The organism is Rhodococcus sp. NPDC019647 (assembly GCF_044389235.1).
GTDB classification, from domain to species: Bacteria; Actinomycetota; Actinomycetes; order Mycobacteriales; family Mycobacteriaceae; genus Rhodococcus_F; species Rhodococcus_F oxybenzonivorans.
The window spans coordinates 12,904-33,873 of the sequence record NZ_JBIRXS010000040.1 but is presented as its reverse complement, the minus strand read 5'-3'; the positions used below and the strand labels follow the sequence as shown (position 1 = coordinate 33,873).

The 20,970-nt window shown below is 67.8% G+C and carries 20 protein-coding genes and 1 other RNA gene; 9 read left to right on the top strand and 12 right to left on the bottom strand.

Translation table 11 applies throughout. The annotated features are described in order from the left end of the window. Positions 1–3 precede the first annotated feature (3 nt). The 4 genes from ACH49N_RS35845 to ACH49N_RS35830 form a co-directional block, all read right to left on the bottom strand. Positions 4–969, bottom strand: a complete 966-nt coding sequence (locus ACH49N_RS35845) for an endonuclease/exonuclease/phosphatase family protein (RefSeq protein ID WP_159921609.1) — start codon at positions 967–969, stop codon at positions 4–6. Beyond that, positions 966–3,980 (bottom strand): bifunctional [glutamine synthetase] adenylyltransferase/[glutamine synthetase]-adenylyl-L-tyrosine phosphorylase, encoded by a 3,015-nt coding sequence (locus tag ACH49N_RS35840; protein ID WP_358277589.1) that lies wholly within the window; start codon positions 3,978–3,980, stop codon positions 966–968. Before ACH49N_RS35840 ends, ACH49N_RS35845 begins: the two co-directional genes overlap by 4 nt. An 8-nt stretch (positions 3,981–3,988) precedes the next feature. Further along, positions 3,989–5,329: a glutamine synthetase family protein gene (locus tag ACH49N_RS35835; protein ID WP_109329144.1), complete on the bottom strand. Its 1,341-nt coding sequence runs from the start codon at positions 5,327–5,329 to the stop codon at positions 3,989–3,991. Positions 5,330–5,445: 116 nt separating this feature from the next. Beyond that, positions 5,446–7,014, bottom strand: coding sequence for an alpha/beta hydrolase (locus ACH49N_RS35830; RefSeq protein ID WP_358277591.1), 1,569 nt, complete (start codon positions 7,012–7,014; stop codon positions 5,446–5,448). Positions 7,015–7,196: 182 nt separating this feature from the next. On the opposite strand from ACH49N_RS35830, the gene panB reads away from it, so the two are divergent. Genes panB through pip form a run of 3 tightly spaced genes read left to right on the top strand, consistent with a single transcriptional unit; the run spans position 7,197 to position 9,539 of the window. After that, positions 7,197–8,066, top strand: a complete 870-nt coding sequence (gene panB / locus ACH49N_RS35825) for a 3-methyl-2-oxobutanoate hydroxymethyltransferase (protein WP_109329140.1) — start codon at positions 7,197–7,199, stop codon at positions 8,064–8,066. Between the two features lie 44 nt (positions 8,067–8,110). Continuing rightward, the gene (locus ACH49N_RS35820) at positions 8,111–8,563 is read left to right on the top strand and encodes a hypothetical protein (RefSeq protein WP_397505060.1); all 453 of its coding nucleotides are present in this window, start codon (positions 8,111–8,113) and stop codon (positions 8,561–8,563) included. Positions 8,564–8,582: 19 nt separating this feature from the next. Further along, the gene (gene pip / locus ACH49N_RS35815; RefSeq protein WP_358277621.1) at positions 8,583–9,539 is read left to right on the top strand and encodes a prolyl aminopeptidase; all 957 of its coding nucleotides are present in this window, start codon (positions 8,583–8,585) and stop codon (positions 9,537–9,539) included. 4 nt (positions 9,540–9,543) lie between these two features. On the opposite strand, the gene ACH49N_RS35810 is transcribed toward pip, so the two are convergent. Next, a complete protein-coding gene (locus ACH49N_RS35810; protein ID WP_159927112.1) occupies positions 9,544–10,944 on the bottom strand; it encodes an RNB domain-containing ribonuclease in 1,401 nt (466 codons plus the stop codon). A gap of 53 nt (positions 10,945–10,997) precedes the next feature. Further along, positions 10,998–11,183 (bottom strand): hypothetical protein, encoded by a 186-nt coding sequence (locus ACH49N_RS35805; protein ID WP_109329136.1) that lies wholly within the window; start codon positions 11,181–11,183, stop codon positions 10,998–11,000. Between the two features lie 381 nt (positions 11,184–11,564). Between ACH49N_RS35805 and ACH49N_RS35800 the strand changes: the two genes are divergently transcribed. Beyond that, on the top strand, positions 11,565–12,011 hold the full coding sequence (locus tag ACH49N_RS35800; RefSeq protein ID WP_159921601.1) for a MaoC family dehydratase N-terminal domain-containing protein: 447 nt from the start codon (positions 11,565–11,567) through the stop codon (positions 12,009–12,011). Next, the gene (locus ACH49N_RS35795; RefSeq protein WP_109329134.1) at positions 12,008–12,427 is read left to right on the top strand and encodes a MaoC/PaaZ C-terminal domain-containing protein; all 420 of its coding nucleotides are present in this window, start codon (positions 12,008–12,010) and stop codon (positions 12,425–12,427) included. Before ACH49N_RS35800 ends, ACH49N_RS35795 begins: the two co-directional genes overlap by 4 nt. Before the next feature lie 11 nt (positions 12,428–12,438). Here ACH49N_RS35795 and ACH49N_RS35790 read toward each other — a convergent pair whose 3' ends face one another. Further along, a complete protein-coding gene (locus ACH49N_RS35790) occupies positions 12,439–13,242 on the bottom strand; it encodes an alpha/beta fold hydrolase (protein ID WP_358277596.1) in 804 nt (267 codons plus the stop codon). A gap of 58 nt (positions 13,243–13,300) precedes the next feature. After that, positions 13,301–13,738, bottom strand: an RNA gene (gene rnpB, locus ACH49N_RS35785) — RNase P RNA component class A. Between the two features lie 77 nt (positions 13,739–13,815). On the opposite strand from rnpB, the gene ACH49N_RS35780 reads away from it, so the two are divergent. Next, positions 13,816–14,343 (top strand): DUF1697 domain-containing protein, encoded by a 528-nt coding sequence (locus ACH49N_RS35780; RefSeq protein WP_358277598.1) that lies wholly within the window; start codon positions 13,816–13,818, stop codon positions 14,341–14,343. 7 nt (positions 14,344–14,350) lie between these two features. Continuing rightward, entirely contained in the window at positions 14,351–15,586 is a 1,236-nt protein-coding gene (locus ACH49N_RS35775; protein ID WP_358277600.1) for an SLC13 family permease, read from the top strand. A 6-nt stretch (positions 15,587–15,592) separates the two neighbouring features. On the opposite strand, the gene ACH49N_RS35770 is transcribed toward ACH49N_RS35775, so the two are convergent. From ACH49N_RS35770 to cobC, 4 genes are all read right to left on the bottom strand, one after another. Further along, positions 15,593–16,711 carry a bifunctional RNase H/acid phosphatase gene (locus tag ACH49N_RS35770; protein WP_358277601.1) on the bottom strand — a complete coding sequence of 373 codons (1,119 nt, stop codon included), beginning with the start codon at positions 16,709–16,711 and terminating at the stop codon, positions 15,593–15,595. Further along, positions 16,708–17,445 carry a zinc ribbon domain-containing protein gene (locus tag ACH49N_RS35765; protein ID WP_159921591.1) on the bottom strand — a complete coding sequence of 246 codons (738 nt, stop codon included), beginning with the start codon at positions 17,443–17,445 and terminating at the stop codon, positions 16,708–16,710. The genes ACH49N_RS35770 and ACH49N_RS35765 overlap by 4 nt, the downstream gene beginning before the upstream one ends. An 88-nt stretch (positions 17,446–17,533) precedes the next feature. Next, positions 17,534–18,682 carry a Nif3-like dinuclear metal center hexameric protein gene (locus ACH49N_RS35760; RefSeq protein ID WP_358277603.1) on the bottom strand — a complete coding sequence of 383 codons (1,149 nt, stop codon included), beginning with the start codon at positions 18,680–18,682 and terminating at the stop codon, positions 17,534–17,536. Beyond that, entirely contained in the window at positions 18,679–19,713 is a 1,035-nt protein-coding gene (cobC, locus tag ACH49N_RS35755) for an Rv2231c family pyridoxal phosphate-dependent protein CobC (RefSeq protein ID WP_159921587.1), read from the bottom strand. The genes ACH49N_RS35760 and cobC overlap by 4 nt, the downstream gene beginning before the upstream one ends. A 29-nt stretch (positions 19,714–19,742) precedes the next feature. Here cobC and ACH49N_RS35750 point away from each other — a divergent pair, with 29 nt between their 5' ends. Further along, positions 19,743–20,468 carry an HAD-IA family hydrolase gene (locus ACH49N_RS35750; protein ID WP_159921585.1) on the top strand — a complete coding sequence of 242 codons (726 nt, stop codon included), beginning with the start codon at positions 19,743–19,745 and terminating at the stop codon, positions 20,466–20,468. Beyond that, a complete protein-coding gene (locus tag ACH49N_RS35745; protein WP_358277606.1) occupies positions 20,455–20,928 on the top strand; it encodes a low molecular weight protein-tyrosine-phosphatase in 474 nt (157 codons plus the stop codon). Before ACH49N_RS35750 ends, ACH49N_RS35745 begins: the two co-directional genes overlap by 14 nt. Positions 20,929–20,970 lie beyond the last annotated feature (42 nt).

Below are 20,970 nucleotides of genomic sequence, written 5' to 3'. Positions count from 1 at the left end.
CCGTCAAGGACCGAGCGTGATCGTTGCGATCAAGCCCCGATGATCCGAACCGGCGATCACCACCGACTCGACCGACTGCGCCCGGGCCCCGCTCGTCACGATGTGGTCGATCGCGATCATCGGCGGAAACGGCTGCCGGTCTGCCGGATACGTGTTCTGGATTCCGGCACCCACCTGGTCGGCGGCGTCCCGGAAGCGGCCGCTCACCAGATTGCGGTACTTGACGTGATCGCGGGTGGAATTGAAATCGCCGCTGAGAATCACCGGACCCGAGTCCTCGGGGATCCCGTCGAGCAACGCCTTGATGCGGTCCATCTCCCCCGCCCACACCGCGGAATCCACCGGCCAGGGCGGAACGGGATGCAGGGCGTACACGGCAGCACTCGCGCCGTCCGGAAGGGTTATCCGCGCCGACAGCGCCGTCAGCAGGAACTCCTCGTGGTGAATCTGTTCGGACAGCGGATACCGGCTCCAGATCCCGGTTCCTACCCCGCCGGTCCCGGGCCGCAGAAACGAGTAAGGCAACACAGACGAGATACCCGACGCCTCGAGCCGCCCGACAGCCTCGGGCGTCAGTTCGTTCACGGTAACGACGTCGACGTCGTTGTCCTCGATCTGCCTCCTCAGCGAATCGGGATCAGCGTTGCCGAGCCAGATATTGGCTTGCATCACAGTCACTTCCGGACCAGATGCCGGCGCCGAGCCGTTCGCCAGATAGAGCGGCGCCTGCGACAGCGTGGCTACCGCCGCGACTGTCAGGGCCACGCCGAATCCGACCCAGTGCCGCGTCACTCCGAGAACCAGCACCCCGACCGCTGCCGCGGCCATCAAATAGGGGGCGGCCGACGCCAGCACGAGGAGTCGTTGGTTGTGCACGTCGAGGAATCGGAGCACCACACCGAACACCCCGACGAGCACCGCGCACCACCCGAGGGCAGTGAGCGCTCGCACCCCCCAGGCGGCGATCACCCGCCGAAGACCCTCTCCACCACTGCTTTGGCCCGTCGGGTGACGCGCAGGTAATGGTCGAGGAACCCGCCCGCGTCGTCACTACCCCAGCCGGCAATCTGTGCGACCGCGGACAAGACGCGACCGGAGCCGGGCAGCTGGTCCGTGGGCTTACCGCGCACCAGCACCAGGCAGTTGCGGGCTTTCGTCGCCGTGATCCACGCGTCGCGTAGCAGTTGGACGTCTGCCTCACTGAGCAGTTCTGCGGCCCCGATGGCGTCGAGAGTTTCGAGGGTCGACGTGTTGTGGAGCGACTCGATGTCGTGGGCGTGGCGAAGCTGGATCAGCTGCACAGTCCACTCGATGTCGGCGAGCCCGCCGCGGCCGAGTTTGGTGTGCGTGGCGGGGTCGGCGCCGCGAGGCAACCGCTCCGAGTCGACCCGCGCCTTGATGCGCCGGATCTCGCGTACCGCCTGCTCGGACACCCCGCCTTCGGGGTAACGCGTCTTGTCGATCATGTGCAGGAAGCGCAGTCCGAGGTCGGCGTCGCCGGCAACGTGGTGCGCTCGCAGCAGCGCCTGAATCTCCCAGGCCTGCGCCCACTGTGCGTAGTAGGCCTCGTACGACGCGAGCGTGCGCACGACGGGACCGCTACGACCCTCCGGCCGCAACCCGGTGTCGACCTCGAGTGGTGGATCTGTGCTGGGCGCACCCAGGAGCGAGCGCACCTTGTCGGCGACTCCGTTGGCCCACTTGACGGCGACGGTCTCGTCGACGCCCTCGCGGGGCTCGCACACGAAGAGCACGTCGGCGTCGGATCCGTAGCCCAGCTCACCGCCACCGAGCCGGCCCATCCCGATCACCGTGAACGTTGCGGGTGCCGGTTCGCCCAGCTCCTTCTCGCTCGCGTTGATCACCGAGGTCAGCGCGGAGTTGAGGACGGCCGCCCACACCGAGGACAGCGCCCGGCACACCCCGGGCACGTCGAGCATGCCGAGAATGTCGGCGGAGGCGATCCGGGCCAGTTCGTACCGGCGCAGGGACCGCGCGGCCGCGATGGCGCGCGCCGGATCGTCGTGGCGTGCCGACGCCGTCAGAATTCCCCGCGCGACGTCCTCCGGTTTCGATTCCAGCAGGCGCGGGCCGCCCGGGGAATCGGCAAACAACCGCACCACATCGGGGGCCTTGATCAGCAGGTCCGGAACGTAGGCCGACGAACCCAGCACGGTCATCAGTCGCTCGGCCACGGACGCCTCGTCACGGAGCAGACGCAGGAACCATGTCTGGTCGTTCATCGCATCCGACAGCCTGCGGTAGGCGAGCAACCCCGCGTCGGGGTCCGGTGTGTCACCGAGGAATTCGAGCAACGTCGGCAGCAGCAGCGCCTGGATGCGGCCCTTTCGGGACGCACCGCTCGTGAGCGCCGTCAGATGTCCGAGGGCGTTCTCGGGTGCCGTGTATCCCAGCGCCGCCAACTGCCGGATTGCCGCGTCGGGACTGAGCCGCAGAGCATCCTTGTCGATCCGAGCCACCGATTCGAGCAGTGGGCGGTAGAACAATTTGGCGTGCAGGCGCCGCACCCGGTGGGCGTTGCGCTTGATTTCGGCGTTGAGGACGCCGAGGGCATCCTTGCTGCCGTCCGGCCGCATGTGGGCGGCCCGCGCCAGCCACCGCAATGCTTCCTCGTCCTCGGCGGGCGGAAGCGTGTGGGTGCGTCGCAACTTCTGCAGTTGCAGCCGGTGCTCGAGCAGCCGCAGGAATTCGTACGACGCAGCCAAATTCGCGGCGTCGTCGCGCCCGACGTACCCGCGCGCGGCGAGCGCCGTCAAGGCGTCGATGGTGCTCTGCACGTGGAGCGCCTCGTCCGCACGTCCGTGGACCAGCTGGAGCAGCTGCACCGCGAACTCGACGTCCCGCAGGCTGCCCCGGCCCAATTTGAGCTCCCGCTCGCGCAGTTCGGGCGGAACCATCTCCTCTACCCGCCGGCGCATGGCCTGCACCTCGGGAACGAAATCTTCCCGCTCGGAGGCCGTCCACACCATCGGGCTGAGGGCCTCGACGTACTGCCGTCCCAGCTCGAGGTCGCCGATCATCGGCCGAGCCTTGAGGAGCGCCTGGAATTCCCAGGTCTTGGCCCACCGCTTGTAGTAGGTGACGTGAGATTCGAGGGTGCGGACGAGTTCGCCGCGTTTACCCTCGGGTCGCAGTGCCGCATCGACGTCGAAGAAGGCCGTCGATCCGATGCGCATCAGCTCACCCGCGATCCGGCTGGCGATCGCATCGGCGGGCTCGGCGACGAAGACCACGTCCACATCGCTGACGTAATTCAGTTCGCGTGCACCACATTTGCCCATCGCGATCACGGCGAGCCGCACCGGGCAGGGCGCTTCCGGACACACTGTTGCGACGGCGACTGCGAGGGCGGCATTGAGTGCGGCGTCCGCCAGATCGGACAACTGACGCCCGACGGTCTGGTACGGAAGTACCGGTTCGTTCTCGACGGTGGCCGCGAGGTCCACGGCGGCCAGGAGCATGAGCTGGTCACGGTACGACTTGCGCAATGCGGCGACAGCGTCCGAGCCCGTCACGGCGGCCCGGTACAGATTCGCCTCGGGATGAACGCCTTCCTCCGGGTGGGCGTCGACGGACGCTAACATCCGGGCGTTCGCCTCTTCCCTCGTCGGCAGGGTCACGTCGCCGGCGAGATTGGTCCACAGCGCGGGGTCCGCTACGAGATGATCGCCGAACGCACTGGAAGCACCCAGCAAGCCGAACAAGCGCCCGCGCAGGGCCTTGTCGGTCCGCAGGGCTTTGTCGAGGGCTTCCCACCCGTCGCCCAGACCGTCCTTCATCCGCACCAACGTGCGGAGCGCGAGGTCGGCGTTGGCTGCACGGGAGAGGGACCAGAGCAGCTCGACGCTGCCCTCGCCTACCCAGCCCAGATCTCGAAGTTCGGCGGGAGCGGTCGGTTCGACGAGGCCCAGTCGACCCGGGCCGGGAACGGCAGAACGCGCTGCCGGAGGCTTCACCATGTTCTTGCTCACAACCCCAGATACGTCTTGAGTTCGAACGGCGTCACGTGGCTGCGGTACTCCTCCCACTCGCGACGCTTGTTGCGGAGGAAGAAGTCGAACACGTGCTCACCGAGTGCTTCGGCGACCAGTTCGGACTTCTCCATTTCCCGCAGCGCCCCGTCGAGGTTCCCGGGGAGTTCGCGATACCCCATGGCGCGCCGCTCGGCCGATGTCAACGCCCACACGTCGTCCTCGGCCTCCGGCGGCAGTGCGTAACCCTTCTCGATACCGCGCAGTCCCGCAGCGAGCAGGACCGCGAAGGTGAGATACGGGTTGCACGCCGAGTCTGGGCTGCGGATCTCGACTCGACGCGACGACGCCTTGTTGGGCGTGTACATCGGGACACGCACGAGCGCCGACCGGTTCGACGGACCCCAGGAGGCCGCAGTCGGAGCTTCTCCACCGTGGATGAGCCGCTTGTACGAGTTCACCCACTGATTGGTGACCGCACTGATCTCATTGGCGTGTTCGAGGATGCCGGCGATGAACGCCTTCCCGGTCTCCGACAGCTGCATCGGATCGTCCGGGTTGTGGAACGCGTTGGTGTCGCCCTCGAACAGGCTCATGTGCGTGTGCATCGCCGAGCCGGCTTGATCGCTGAACGGCTTGGGCATGAACGTGGCCCGCACCCCCTCGGCAATGGCGACTTCCTTCACCACGTACCGGAAGGTCATGACGTTGTCGGCCATCGACAGGGCATCCGCATACCGCAGGTCGATCTCCTGCTGGCCGGGGGCCGCCTCGTGATGGCTGAACTCGACGGAGATTCCCATCGACTCGAGCGCGTCGATGGCGTGGCGGCGGAAATTGGGGGCAGAGTCGTGGACTGCCTGGTCGAAGTACCCACCGGAGTCTGCGGGCTTCGGCGGCGTGCCGTCGATCGGCCCGTTCTCGAGCAGGAAGAACTCGATCTCGGGGTGCACGTAGCAACTGAAGCCGAGGTCGCTGGCCTTGTTCAGCTGCCGTCGCAGCACGTGCCGCGAATCGGCCCAGGACGGGGACCCGTCGGGCATGGCGATGTCGCAGAACATGCGGGCGGAGTGCTGATGGCCCTTGCTCGAGCTCCAGGGCAGAACCTGGAACGTGGAGGCGTCCGGCTTCGCGACGGTGTCGGCTTCGGACACCCGCGAGAACCCTTCGATCGCGGATCCGTCGAAGCCGATGCCCTCCTCGAAGGCACCTTCCAGTTCCGCGGGGGCGATCGCCACCGATTTCAGGTATCCGAGAACATCCGTGAACCACAATCGGACGAACCGAATGTCGCGCTCTTCCAGGGTGCGAAGCACGAATTCCTTTTGGCGATCCATGTCCGCGAGAGTAAGCAAAGTTCGTTAAATCTGTGTTACTTCGTGAATTCACCCGGCTACGATTCCGCATCGTGCCAGCGTGTGGCCACCTCGACCCCTCGCCGCGGACGCGCGTGTCAACAGGTGAGGTCGGCGGGCGGCGGCTCGAGGGTCACGAAATAGTCGATGACGGCGTCGTCGACGCATGCTTCGCCATCGAGAACGACGGTGTGCTGAGTGCCCCGGTACGTGATCAGCGCGCCGTTCATCTGCTTCGCCAGGTCCACTCCCGCTTGATAGGGAGTGGCCGGATCCTCTGTGGTCGAGACCACTACGATCGTCGGGATTCCGGGGGCGTCCACCGTGTGCGGTGCACCCGTGCTCGGCACCGGCCAGAACGCGCAGACGTCGAGCGGCGCGTTGCCCGTGCCGCGACCGTCGTCGAGGAACGGAGCCGCCTGCCGGTACCGCAGATCGGCCTCGCCGACCTTTGCGCGATCGGTGACCGGCGGATCGTCCACGCACCGGATGGCGTTGAAAGCGTCGTTGAGGTTCGAGTAGCTGCCGTCGTCCGCTCGGCCCTCGTACAGATCGGCCAGCATCAGCAGCGAATCCCCGGTGCCCGTCCGCAGACTCTGCAATCCGCCGCGCAGCGGTCCCCACAGGTTGGGTGAGTACAGCGCCTGCTGGACGCCGGTGATCGCGTCGGTGTAGCTGAGTCCTCGTGGATCGGTCGTGGCCGCCGGCTTCGCGATCAGCGGATCGACCAGAGCGCGGAAGTTCTCGTCGGCCTGTGCCGGGTCGGTGCCCAGGGGGCAATCCTGCTGCCTCATGCAGTCCGCGACGAAGGCGTCGAATGCCTTCTGGAAGCCTTCGGCCTGCAAGATGACCTCGTCGGTCGGATCCTGCTCGGGGTCGAGGGCGCCGTCGAGCACCATCGCCCGCACGTTGCCGGGGAACGTCTCCGCATAGGAGGACCCCAGCCGGGTGCCGTAGGAATATCCGAGGTAGTTCAGCTTCGCGTCGCCGAGCACCGCCCGGATGACGTCCATGTCGCGGACGACGTCGTAGGTGCCCACGTGGGCCAGTACATCCGGACCTGTCCGCTCTGCGCACTTGGCCGCGTAATCACGGTTCTCCGCTTCGGTTTGCGCGATCCCGGAGGGGCTCATGTCGACGTCGTCGTCCCTACGCTTGGCGTCCACCTCTGGGTCGGTCAAGCAGGTCACTGCCGGGGTGGATGCGCCGACACCGCGCGGGTCGAATCCGACGACGTCGAACTTTTCGGCGAGTTCGGTGCCGTCGGCCACGGATGCCAGAGCTAGACCGGATGCCCCGGGACCGCCGGGGTTGACCAGAAGAGACCCGAGTTTCGGTCCACCCGCCCGAAAACGGGAGATCGCGATCTGCGCCGTGGCGCCGCCCGGGTCCGCGTAGTCGTTGGGCACGGTCACCTTGGCGCAGTCGAGGTTGTCCCCGAGCGGTGTGCCGTCCGTGCTGTATCCCTCGCACGAACCCCAATTCACCTGTTGCGTATAGAAGGCCTCCAGTCCGTCGGGAGCGGACGCTCCCGGCGACGCCGCAGAAGGCGAGGGCTCGGCGACGGCCTCGCCGGAATCCCCTCCACTTCCAGTGCATCCTGCGAAGACGAGGACAACGGCGACGGCACCCGCGAACGCGGCCGGCACGCGAGCACTGCGAGACATACGACGATCGTGCCAGGGTTCACCGGGTGCGTGCCTCGAGGGCAGGTCAGACCCCGGAGATCGATGTGACCTATCGCACCTGCGCCGGGGGTTCGCACCCCCATGGCCCGGTGGCAGACTGTAGGCGTCATCACCCGCACCCGGGGACCCGCCAAGGGCCTCGAGGCCAGAAAGGGACAACGATGTCCGATAGCAAGACTTCCGAGAGCACGTCCGAGAATCGGCTCTACGGATCAGCCCCCTCCCCCGACGCACCCCGACGCAAGACCCGGACCCACCACCTGCAGGCCATGAAGGCCGAAGGCGAACGCTGGGCGATGCTCACCGCCTACGACTACTCCAGCGCCCGCATCTTCGAGGAAGCCGGCATCCCGGTCCTGCTGGTCGGCGATTCCGCCGCCAACGTCGTCTACGGGTACGAGACCACCGTTCCGGTCACCGTCGACGAACTGCTTCCCCTGGTACGAGGTGTCGTTCGCGGCGCACCCCACGCCCTCGTCGTGGCCGACCTCCCGTTCGGCAGCTACGAGAGCTCGCCCGAGCAGGCCCTGGCCACCGCCACCCGGTTCCTGAAGGAAGGCCTGGCCCACGCCGTGAAGTTGGAGGGCGGCGAACGCGTCGCGCCCCAGATCGCCGCAATTACCGCCGCGGGCATTCCCGTCATGGCCCACGTCGGCTTCACTCCGCAGAGCGTCAACTCACTCGGCGGCTTCCGGGTGCAGGGCCGAGGTGACGCGGCCGAGCAGTTGGTGGCCGACGCCATCGCCGTCCAGGAAGCAGGCGCTTTCTCGGTCGTCATGGAGATGGTGCCCGCGGAGATCGCCGGACAGGTCACCCGCAAGCTCACCATCCCCACGGTCGGCATCGGTGCCGGCGCCGAATGCGACGCCCAGGTGCTGGTGTGGCAGGACATGGCCGGTTACACCAGCGGGAAGACGGCGAAGTTCGTCAAGCGCTTCGGCAACGTCGGTGACGAGCTCCGCGCGGCAGCCGCGGCCTACGCAGACGAGGTACGTTCGGGCGCCTTCCCCGCGGACGAGCACAGCTTCTGATCTCTTCTCAACCGGTTCGGCTCCACAATTCGAGAGAGGTGTTCATGCGAGTACGACGTGCGTCGCAGACCGGCCACCGTCGCCGCCCGGCCGCACTCGCGGCCGGGGCGGTCGCACTCGCCGCCGCGCTCACGGGGTGCGCGGGACAGGGCACCGCACCCGCGCCCCAATCCGCTGTTCCCACCAGTTCCCGCGCCGCCCCGCCGGGAGTCGCTGCGGTCCCGGGCGGAGTGACCGAGGCCCAGGCCACCCAGTTGTGCCGGGATCTCGAGGGGCAGCTGCAGAGCTGGCGTACGTACACGCCGACCATCGGGAAGACCGGACTCAACGGGCTGGTCGGCACGTGGATCGCGCAGAACAACCTCAATGCCCTCGACTTCCTGCAGGATCGCGGTCGCATCGACGTGATTACGACGGCGGCCTGCCCGGACATCCGTCAGGAAGCCGTGACCGCGTTGGAGATACCCGATCTGGCGTCCGGCCTGATCGGGTTCTGAGGTGTCCGGCGAGCAGGACCTGCGCACTCTCTACCCCGAGATCCAACCCTTCCGGTTCGGGCATCTCGATGTGGGTGACGGCCAGCAGGTGTACTGGGAACTGAGCGGCAATCCCGACGGAAAGCCCGTCGTCTTCCTGCACGGCGGCCCGGGCGGCGGCACCGATCCTGCGTATCGGCAATTCTTCGACCCAGCCGCGTACCGGATCGTTCTGTTCGACCAGCGCGGGTGTGGTCGTTCCACACCACACGTCGCCGACGGGGCCGATCTGTCGGTGAACACGACGGACCGCCTGCTCTCGGACATCGAGATGCTGCGTGATCATCTGGGCGTGGAGCGGTGGCAGGTGTTCGGCGGTTCGTGGGGTTCCACCCTGGCCCTCGCCTACGCGCAGAAGCATCCGCACCGGGTCACCGAATTGGTGTTGCGAGGAATCTTCCTGCTGCGGCGCAGCGAGATCGACTGGTACTACAACGGCGGTGCCGCACATCTCTTTCCGGAACGGTGGGAGCAGTTCCTGGCGCCCGTTCCCGAGCAGGAGCGGGACGGCGATCTGGTGGAGGCCTACCACCGGGTGCTGCACGCCGAAGATGTGGAGATTGCGACGCGGGCCGCGATCGCGTGGTCGGCCTGGGAAGGGGCGACCAGCTCGCTCCTGCCCAAGCCGGAGCGGATCGCCGAGAGTTCGGAGCCTCGGTTCGCACTCGCGTTCGCCCGCATCGAAAACCACTATTTTCATCACCGCGGGTTCCTCGACGAGGGACAGTTGTTGCGTGATGTTGCGAGGCTCGAGGGGATTCCCGGGGTGATCGTGCAGGGTCGTTACGACGTGGTATGCCCGGCGACGAGCGCGTGGGCGCTGCACCGGGCGTGGCCCGGCTCGCAGCTCGACATCGTCGGCGATGCCGGTCATTCAGCGATGGAGCCGGGGATCGTCGACCGTCTGGTACGGGCCACCGACCGGTTCCGCCCGTAACGAACTACGCCGGGTAGCTGAACTCGACGGACCGCTTGTGGACGTCGGCGGCGACGAGCCGGATCTTGACCTGCTCCCCTTCCGCGGGATCCCCGACGCACTTGCCCATCACCGACACGGAAGGGACGAACACGTCGGCGGTGCGCTTGCCGTTGCGTGAGCGGAGAACGGTCGCATCGAACACGTCCCCCACCCGGTCGGCGAGCACTGTCGCCTCGGCAAGGTCGATGCAGGCGCGTTCCACCTTCCCGGCCAGCGTGTCGGAGCCGCCCATGATCTCGGGCATCGACCCCAGCGCGCCTCGCACCCACGTCGGGACCGCGGCGCCGGACGCTATGGCCAGGCACACTTCCGTCGAATAGCGATCCGACAGCCGCCGCAGCGGTGCGGTCACGTGTGCGTACGGGGCGCCGATGGCCGCATGCACGGTGAGCTCGGGAACGCTGCCGTCGAAAGCGGCGTAATCGGCGCCGCGCAGCAAGGACGGGGCCTCGGTCATCAGCACGAGCGTCGGCGCCGAATTGGGGTCCAGCCCGGCCAGCATTTCGCCCACACCGACGTCGCGTGGCCACTCGATGCCCAGTGCCGCCGCGGTGCGTCGCAAGGCGGCGACGGCGTCGGGTCCGGCGGGCGGCAACGTCCGCAGCAGCCCGATCCTCGCGTCGATCATCATGGCAGCGGCGCACATTCCGGTGAGCAAGGACACCTCGGCGTTCCAGTCGTCGGCCTCGGTGCGCGGTGCCAGATCGATGCGCCACCCCTCGCCGTCCGGTACCACGTCCTGTTCCGGCAGTCGCAGCTCGATGGCACCGCGCGCCACCGCGGCTGCGGCGCGAAGCCGGCCGAACTCGGGCAGCGAGGTGATGGACGGGTGCAATCGGCCCGCGTCCGAATCCGCCTGGACCCCGGCATAGTCGAGCCGCGCCACCGAGCGGACGGTCGCGCGGGATACCGTCCACGACACCGGTGCTGCCTGTTCGTCGAGCTCGATCCGCCACAGGGCTGCGGGGCGGATCTGGTCCGGCAGGAGGCTCGCCGACCCCTCCGACAGCTCCTTCGGGTGCAACGGAACCTTGCCGTCCGGCAGGTAGAACGTCTGGCCCCGCTTGCGGCTCTCCACCTCCAGGGCACCACCGGGTTCGACGACGGCGCCGACGTCCGCGATCGCATAGTGCAGGACGAATCCGTCCGCGGTGCGCTCGAGGTGGAGGGCCTGATCGAGGTCCATCGACTCCGGCGGGTCGATGGTCACGAGGGGCAGATCCGTGCGGTCCTCACGCTCGGCGGAACACCGGTCCGTAGCCCGCACGGCCTCGGCCACCGCCTCGGGCGGATAACCGTGCGGAAGGTTGAACTCCTCGCGCACGGCTCCGAAATCGATCCCGTGCGCGAGAAAACGAGTGATCGGCACCGTAGGTAGCCCCTTTCACGCCGTAGGCACCCTGACGGTGCGCGCTGTCAGTTGTTCCATTCCTCTTCGGCGCGGTCAGCCGCCTTGTTCCGCTCGGCGGCGATCTGCAGCGCCTTCTCGGCCGAAGCCCGGTCGGGGTACGGGCCCATCCTGGACATCGACGAAGCCGCCTTCCCCTGCGTGACGGATCCGTCGTCGACGTTGTAGTACCAGAGTTGATCTTCGTCAGTCATGTTCCCAGTGTCGCACCGGCGGGACGTCTGGAGTTGTGGATCATGCTCAGACTGTTACCCTCGGGGCCTGTCCGGTGATTCGTTCCCCGGCGCCGGTACGTGCGGTGTCGTGGCAGCGTGTCCCGCGTGCAGTGCCCGAACAGAGAATGGAGCGAGCATGTCAACGATCATTTTTGATCAGCTACTTCCCTACCTCGGCGCCGAAGGCGCCTCCTACTGGGCCCAGCTTCTGATGGTCGATCCCGTCTGACGGGATGCCGGTCAGCTGATTCGAACGAAGCCCCCGCCGAACTTCTCGGCGGGGGCTTCGCCGTTGCCGGAGGCGTAGAGTTCCGGCCGTTTCACTGCGCCCGGCGCCCGTAGTCTCTCTACGCTGTCATGATGGCAGTCAATCGAGCGATCGAGGGACGGGTCTATCCGCCCACCGAGCCGTACCTCGTCGGCCGTGAGAAGATTCGCGAGTTCGCACGGGCCGTTTTCGCCACCAACCCGACGTCCTACGACGTGGAACGCGCCCGAGCCGCCGGACACGCTGATCTCGTTGCGCCGCCGACATTTCCCGTCATCGTGCAGGAGCGGGCCCTCGCACAGTTGGTCGCCGATCCGACCACGGGAATCGAGCCCGTCAACCTGGTGCACAGCACCGAACAGGCGTCGTCCTTCCGCCCCGTAGTGGCCGGCGACGAGTTGTCGGCGGTATTGACCGTGACCGAGGTGGCCCCGAGAGGTCCCCACACCCTCATCGTGGCCGGCATCGACATCACCGACGCGAGCGGTGCTGTGGTCAGCACCATGACCTCCAGCCTTTTCGTGCGAGGTGACCAGTGAGTTCGCCCGAGCGAATCCTGCTGGGCGACACTGTCGTCAAGGCGCGATACCACCTGACCCGCGAATCACTGGTTCGCTACGCCGGCGCCTCCGGCGACTTCAATCCGATTCACTATCGGGACGACGTCGCCGCGACGGTCGGACTTCCCGGTGTCCTGGCTCAGGGGATGCTCACGCTGGGGCTCGCCACTCAGTGCGTCGTCGAGTGGCTCGGCGACCCTGCGCGAATCACCGGCTACCGGGCCCGCTTCACGAAGCCGGTCATCGTTCATGCGGAGGACGGTGCGGTCGTCGATGTGGTCGCCAAGGCCGCTCGCGTGGACGACGAAGCCGGCAGCGCCCGGATCGATCTGACCGTGACGTGCGACGGCCATACGGTGCTGGGCAAGTCCCAGGTGTGGATTTCGCTCCGCTGAGGGCGTACCGGTCAGCGCGGCGCCGAGGATGTCGCCGAGCTACCGCCCAGCAGAATGGTGCCGATGAGATCGGGGTCGTCGCTCATGGGAACGTGACCGATTCCGGGGAGCACCAGTAGCCGGGCCTGCGGGAAGGATTTACGCACGCGTCGCGCCTGATACACCGGCAGGATGAGGTCGCGCCGTCCCCACGCCACGGTGACGGGGACGGTGGCGTCGACGACGGGCGGCAGCGCGAACGACGCCGTCAGTCCCTGGTCGACCAACACGTTGGTGGTGAGGGACCGGGCGTCGATCACGGCATCCTCGTACGGTACGTGGCTCGGCCTGGCGAAGCAGGCGGCCAGCGACGGATAGCGGACTGCGCGGTAGCTCAGCGCCTTCGGCGCATTCTCCCCCATTGCCCTCGCCACCTTGCGGAGCGCACGGAAGGTGTAGATGGTACGCGCCTGATCGGCCTTGTTGACGAAGAATCCGGCCGGCGAGAGGGCGGTGGCGGAGGCCACCTCACCCCTGGCCGCGAGCGCGAGGGAAAGCCAGCCCCCGAGAGAGTTCCCGGCGATGTGTGCGCGTTCTCCCGGCGGCGTCACCGACCGGACGAACCCGCTCAGCTCCTCGAGGAGGGCGGCCATCGCATCCACACCGTCGTGCTCGAGAGCCGGGCACTCCCCGTGGCCCGGAAGATCCACCGTGACCACCCGGCGATACGGCGTCAACTGGTCCAGCAAGGCGTTCCACGCTTGGCGGCGATGCACCACGCCGTGCACGAGGACGAGCGTGGGGCCGGAGCCGGCGATGTCATGAGGCAAGTCCATGGGCAGATGTTAGCGCTCCCACCGGTAACACTTACAGCTCCCGGAGAAACGAGGAGCGCGGACGAGTTGGCGTATAAGCCGGATCCTGTCCCCGGCACCGAAATGCCGGGTGGCGACCATCCATCTGGGCACACCGTCGCCGGGTACCTCGAGCGGTTCACCCGCAGGCTCGGGCGAGCAGCCCTCGAACACCTGCGCAACCGCACCGGGACCCCGAAAGGCCTGGTGCGGTCTTCAACCTTGCTCCGGGCGGGGTTTACCTAGCCACCCCGGTCACCCGGGGTGCTGGTGCGCTCTTACCGCACCGTTTCACCCTGACCGACGCACATCCCGAAGGGGTGTGACGTCGGCGGTCTGTTTTCTGTGGCACTGTCCCGCGAGTCACCTCGGGTTGCCGTTAACAACCGCCCTGCTCTGTGGAGTCCGGACTTTCCTCGGCCCGGGGCCTGTGCATCTGCATGCTGGTTCCCCGTGCCGCGGCCGCCCGGCCAACTCGTCCGCCCGATCAGGATACGCGTCACGCGCTCGGCCTCCGAACTCGCGGTGTCGTGCCTTCGCACTATGGTCGGACTCATGACTCGATACGTCGCCCTTCTGCGTGGGATCAATGTGGGTGGCATCAACATCAAGATGGTGGATCTGCGCCGCACCTTCAGCGATCTGGGTTTCGAGAACGTGAAGACGGTGCTCGCGTCCGGCAACGTGCTGTTCGATTCCGATCGCACCGACGTCCCCACGTTGAAGAGTGAGATCGAGAAGGCCATGAGGGCCGAGTTCCATTACGACGCATGGGTTTTCGTTTTGGACCTCGAGACGGTCCGAAGGATCGTCGACGACTACCCGTTCGATCCCGAGCGGGAAGGCTGGCATCCGTACGTGCTCGTGACGCCTGATCCCGACGTTCTCGCGGGGCTGATCGCCAAGGGCGAGGAACTGGATCCGGCAGTCGAGCGAGTCCAGGCCGGGAACGGGGTCCTGTACTGGGAGGTCGAACGCGGGATGACGCTGAAGAGCGCGTTCGGCAAGAGCACGGGCACACCGCGGCTCAAGGGGTCCACGACGACTCGCAATCTCCGCACCTTGCAGAAGCTGTTGAAGTAATTCGGCGGTGACAGTTCTGGCAGCGGCCTTGGTCGCCGTAGTCCTCCTGTTCGCGGTCGTCCGCCCGTACCGCCTCCCCGAGGTGGTGGTGGCCGCCCCGGCCGCTGCCGTCGCCGTCGGGGTGGGTCTGGTGACGCCGTCGCAGGCCTGGGACGAAATACGGGAGATGGCGCCGACCGTCGGGTTCCTCGCCGCAATCCTCGTCCTGGCGCACCTGGCGGACGCGATGGGTGTATTTGCCTGGATCGCGAGCCGGTTACGGCGCGGCGCGCGAGGAGAGCCGACACGTTTGCTGACGCTGGTGTTCGGCGCCGCCGCGCTCACCACGGCGGTCCTGAGTCTCGACGCCACGGTGGTGCTTCTGACGCCTGCGGTCATCGCCACGGCACGTGCGTTGCAGATGGACCCACGGCCACATTCGTATGCCACGGCGCATCTGTCGAACACCGCGTCGACACTCCTGCCGGTGTCCAACCTGACCAACCTCATCGCGTTTTCCGCGACGGGGTTGACCTTTCTCCACTTCACCGCCGTCATGGCGCTGCCCTGGATCGTGTCGGTCTGCGTCGAACTGGCGCTGTTCCGTGTGTTCTTCCGGCGGGAACTACTCGCTCGGCGAGGCGCCGAACCGGCGGCGGAACGCGATGTACCCGCGCCTACTGCGGCGTTGGCGATCGTGGGGGCAACGCTGGCGGGTTTCGCTGTGTCCGGCGTCGTCGACGTCGCCCCGGCATGGGTGGCGGCTCTCGGAGCGTTCGCTCTGGGTGTCCTCGCCCTGCGCGAGGGGCGAACCAGGATCCGTCACATCCTCTACGCGCTGGACGCGTGGTTTTGCCTGTTCGTCCTTCTCCTCGGCGTCGTGGTGGCGGGGGTGGCGAACGGTCCGATCGGTCAGTGGATCAGCGAGCGGCTCCCTACCGGCGCCACCTTCCTCGGCTTGCTCGGAATGGCCGTGGTGGCGGCGGTGGCGGCCAACCTCGTCAACAATCTTCCGGCGACGCTTCTGCTGCTGGCCGGGCTGGGCACTCAGGCCCCGCCCGGCCTGGTTCTCGCGATGCTGCTGGGTGTCAACCTCGGCCCCAACCTCACCTACGTCGGCTCGCTGGCCATCATGCTGTGGCGGCGCGTGTCCGCGCGCGCCGGTTCGCCGCCCGAGTTGCGGACGTTCACCGTCCTGGGCCTCGTCACCACGCCGCTGACACTGCTGTCCTCCGTCACCGCGCTGTGGCTGGTCCTGCGGTGAGCCGGGTCAGAGGTGCGAAGTGTCGTTGACCAGGCGTACCGACGAGCCGCCGTCGGGATAGAACTCGGCGATGCTCAGCGACGCCAGATCCAGGTGCAGTTTGTACAGCAGCGACGGTCCGGCAGCGAGTGCCAGCTGGAGTAGCGTCTTGATGGGGGTGACGTGGGTGACCACGAGGATGGTCGAGCCCGCGTAGGAGGAGGTCAGGTCTTCCCGCACCCGCTCGATCCGCTCGCGCACCTCGTCGAAACTTTCCCCGGACGGCGGACGCACAGACGTGTCCGACAGCCAGCTGCGGTGAAGTTCGGGGTCGCGGGCCGCGGCCTCCGCGAACGTCAACCCTTCCCACTTCCCGAAGTCGGTTTCGGTGAGACCCTCGTGCACGGTGACGGGAAGCCCGAGCGCTTCGGCAGCCGCGGCCGCGGTCTGCTGCGCGCGCCCCAGCGGGGAAGAGACGACCGCCGCGATTCCGCCGCGCCCGGCGAGACGTTTGGCGGCGCCCCCCGCCTGCGCCTGCCCCAGTTCGGTGAGCGACGGGTTGCCGCGCCCGGAGTAGCGGCGGTCGACGGACAACGCCGTCTGCCCGTGCCGCAATAGCAACATTCGGGTGGGTGCACCGTGTGCGTCCATCCAGCCCGGCGCGGCGGGGCTGGATGGCGCCGGCGCCAGCGCCGGGGAGGGTGGCGCCGAGGAAAGTGTGGGAGACGGCACGCCCTCGGCCGCATCCATCGCCTCGTTCGCGAGGCGGTCGGCATGCGCGTTCTCCGCCCGCGGAATCCACGTGTACGTCACCTGCTCGAACTGTCCGGCAAGGTCGGCGGCGCGTCGCTGCAACGGAATCATGTCCGGATGCTTGACCTTCCAGCGCCCGGACATCTGCTCGACCACCAGTTTCGAATCCATCCGTACCTCGACCGCGGAGGCACCGAGTTCGGCCGCCGCTCCGAGACCGGCAATCAGTCCCCGGTATTCGGCGACGTTGTTGGTGGCGACACCGAGGCTTTCCTTCCGCTCCGCCAGAACGGTGCCGTGTGCCGAGTCGAACACGACGGCGCCGTAGCCGGCCGGCCCGGGGTTGCCCCGCGACCCGCCGTCGGCCTCGACGACCACCCGCCCGACACTCACAGACCGGACTCCTTGGTACGCACCAGGATTGCCCCGCATTCCGGGCACCGCACCACGACGTCCGGTGCGGTGGCGGTGATGCGGGAGATTTCGCCGCGGTCCAGCTCGATACGGCATGCGCCGCACCTCCGCGCCTGCAGCAGTGCCGCGCCGACACTGTTCTGCTTACGCTGCTTCTCGTAGATCGCGATCAGGTCGGCGGGGAGCTGCTCCGCCAGTGTGGTCCGGTCCGCTGTGCACCGCTGCTCCGCGGAATCGAGGTCGGCCACCGCATCGTCGCGGCGGCGTCGTGCGTCGATCAGTTCGTCCTCGATCTGCGAGAGCTGGGCACCGGCATGGTCGTGATCGGACTGGGACGCTTCACGCCGTTCCATCACTTCGAGCAGTTCGTCTTCGAGGAGACCCTGCCGTCGGACCAGGCTGCCGAGTTCGTGTTCGAGTTCGGTGAGCTGCTTCGACCCCACCGAGCCGCTCTGGAGCAGCGCGCGGTCGCGATCCTCACGCTTGCGCACCGCGTCGACCTCGCCCTCGAGTTTGCGAATGTCGCGGTCGAGGTCGTCCAGGATGATCTCCACGGCCACTGCCGCATCCTTGCGGGTGAGTCGTTCGGCCTCGAGCCGCTCGACTTCCTGCTGTTCCGGGAGCGCGGTGCGGCGGTAGGCGATCCTCGAGAGCTCCGCATCGACGCCGGCGAGGTCGAGGAGCTTGGACTGGACCTGTGGTTCGACGTTCACGCGTGGTAACTCCTGCTGTCTTCTGTGAAGGGTTCTTCTCTGGAGATGTGTAGGCCAACCGTACCCCGGCCGTGGGCGTCGATCGGCGCTACCGCGAGCAGTCCGATGTCGCGCCGACCGACCATGGATCGGTCCGTACCTGCGACACCCGCGCCTGCCATCCGGGCCCGTCACCGAAGGCGTTGTCCAGTACGCCCTTCGCCTGCGCGCACCAGGGCTGCTCACTGGCCCAATGGGCGACGTCGATCAGCGCGGGACCGCCGGCGCGCAGGTGCTCGTCGGCGGGATGGTGACGCAGGTCCGCGGTCACATATGCGTCGACGCCCAACCGGGCGACGGCGTCCAGGAAGGAGTCGCCCGATCCCCCGCACACAGCGACCGTGCGTACCGTCGCGTCCGGGTCGCCGGCCGCCCGCACTCCCCACGACGTAGCGGGAAGAGCGTCGGCGACCTGCTGGGTGAAGGTCTTCAGCGACACCGGTTCGGGTAGTTCGCCTACCCGGCCCAGTCCGCGTGGTCCGGGAAAGGTGGCGGTCTCGAAGACGTCGAACGCGATCTCCTCGTAGGGGTGCGCGGCCCGCAGAGCGGCGAGCACTCCCGCTCTGATCCGCCGCGGCGCGATCACCTCGATCCGGCTCTCCTCGACGAGTTCGAGCTCCCCGACCGAGCCGAGGGCGGGTTGCGCGCCTTCCGTCGGAAGGAACTGTCCCTGCCCGGTGACCGACCAGCTGCAGTCTCGGTAATTGCCGATGTTGCCTGCTCCCGCGTCGAACATCGCACGGCGGACCTTCGCAGCATCGTCGACCGGCACCGGCACCACCCATTTGTCGAGTGGCTCGGTGGGCTGCGGCTCGATCGGCCCGGTGACGTTCAGACCCAGCGCCTCCGCCAATGCGTCGGACACGCCGGGGTCTGCGGAATCCGCGTTGGTGTGCGCGGTGAAGAGGGCGCAGCCCGCCTTGATCAGCCGGTGGATCAACGCACCTTTGGGCGTGTGCGCGCCGACGGTGTCCACACCGCGCAGCAGCAACGGGTGGTGGACGAGGAGGAGGTCGGCGCCCGCGTCGACGGCCTCTGCGACCACCGCAGCCGTCGGGTCCACCGCAATCATCACCGTGGTGACGGAGTCCTCGGGGTCGCCGCAGACCAGGCCGACGGAGTCCCACGACTCCGCGAGGGCCGGCGGATAGGCGTCGTCCAGGACCGCGATGATGTCACGGAGACGAACAGGGTTCACAGGATCTCCTTCATCGCGTCGATCAGGACGTCGGTCTGCTCGCCGGGCCGCACCGCGACCCGCAGGAAGTTCGCGTCCAGCCCCGGGAAGGTGTCACACCGCCGGACTGCGATGCCCCGCTCCCTGAGGTGCTTGCGCATCAGTTCGCCGTCGGGAAGTCGCAGCAGCAGGAAAGGAGCGAATGCGGGCTGGTGCACTGCCACACCGAGGTCGCGCAGTCGCCGGATCATGTCGTCCCGCCAGGAGCCCAGGAGCACGGCACGGTCCCTGGCGGCGGCGACGGCGGCGGCACTACTGCAGGCCGCTATCGCCTCCACCTGCAGGCTTCCCAGCGGCCAGTGGGCCCTGCCCACCTGCAGTCGCTGGAGAAGCTCGGGCGGCCCGAGGACGTACCCGCAGCGCAGTCCCGCAAGCGCCCAGGTCTTGGTGAGGCTGCGCAACACCAGGACGTCGGGCAGCGACAGACCGGCCAGCGACTCCACTTCACCGGGCACCGCGTCTGCGAAGGCCTCGTCGACTACAAGAATTCGGCCGGGACGGCGCAACCGGAGAATGTCCTCGGCGGGGTGCAGCACCGACGTGGGATTGGTCGGATTTCCGACCACGACGAGGTCCGCCGAGTCGGGCACCGGCGCCTGCTCGAGTCGGTACGGATCCTCGAGCAGTACCTGCGTGACAGGAATCCCGGCCTCCCGCAGTGCCCATTCGGGCTCGGTGAACGACGGATGAAACAGTGCTGCCTGCCGCACACCGAGCCGGGGCAGCAACGAGAAGCCCTCGGCCCCACCCGCGAGGAGCAGTACCTCGTCCGGTGACCGTCCGTGCCGCTCGGCGACCGCGGTGCGGGCGGCGAGGTCGGCGGCCACCGTCGGGTACGTGCCCAGACTCCCGAGCGCGTCGGCGAGGCGGCGGCGCAACCATTCCGGTGGGCCGTCGCCTTGCACGTTCACTGCGAAATCGAGCAGACCTGGGCCCGCTTCCACATCTCCGTGATGACGCAGGCTCTCCCGGCTACCGGCACGAATGTCCACAGCTGTCGAGCCTAAGGGACAATGGTCCGGTGACTTCGCTCTCCACCGCCCCGTCGGCCCTGTCCGCCCAGTCGACCCTGTCCGCCCCCTCGGCCCTGTCTGCGCCGATCGTGCTGTTCGACCTGGACGGCACACTCACCGACTCGGCTCCCGGTATCCACGGCGGTTTCCGCCACGCGCTCGCCACCATCGGGCAGCCGGAGCCGACCCCGGAGATGCTCGACAACGTGATCGGGCCGCCGATGATCGACACCTTCCGTTCACTGGGCCTCGACGAGGCCGATGTCCAGCGCGCACTCACGGCGTACTTCGACCGCTACGACAGTGTGGGGTGGGCGGAGAACTCCGTCTTCGACGGCATCGCGGACGTGCTGGCCGGCGCCCGCGACAGCGGCAGGCGGCTCGCCGTCGCCACGTCGAAATCCGAGCGGTTCGCCGTCCGCATCCTCGAGCATTTCGAGTTGGCCCACTATTTCGAGTTCATCGGCGGCGCCAGCAACGACGGGCAGCGCCGCGCGAAGGCAGACGTGATCGCGCACTCTCTGCAGGCCCTGGGTGTCTCCGCCACCGAGGGTGCGACGTCCGATGTGCTGATGATCGGCGACCGCGACCACGACGTGCTCGGTGCGGCGCGGTGGGGTATTCCGGCGGTCTTCGTCGAGTGGGGGTACGGTTCGCCGGCCGAGGCCTCGGGTGCGCACCGTTCGGCGCGCACGGTGACCGAGCTCGGGAAGATGCTCGATGGCGCAGCCTGACCCGCGGTTGCACGTCACCTTCGTGTGCACCGGCAACATCTGCCGCTCCCCCATGGCCGAGAAGATCTTCGGCGAGCATGTCAGACGCGCAGACCTGGACCACCGGGTGAGGGTGAGCAGCGCCGGCACGCACGGCTGGCACGTCGGCCGGGAGGCGGACCTCCGGACCAACGAGATCCTGAAACTGAACGGGTACCCCACCGGCCACACCGCTGCCGAGGTCGGGCCGTACCACCTCGGCGCCGACCTCGTCGTCGCCCTGGCGGCCAATCACGATCGTGAACTCGCTCACCTCGGCGTACCCGAGGAGCGTCGCCGGCTGCTGCGCAGCTTCGACCCGGACGCCGACTCCCCGTCCGTCCCCGATCCGTTCTACGGCGGTCTCGAGGACTTCGAACGGGTGCGCCGCCAGATCGAGGCCGCGGTGCCCGGACTGCTCGAGTGGGTACGCGGTCGCTGACCCGCGATCAGGGGTCTCACCTGCGAGCGGCTACCGTGGAAG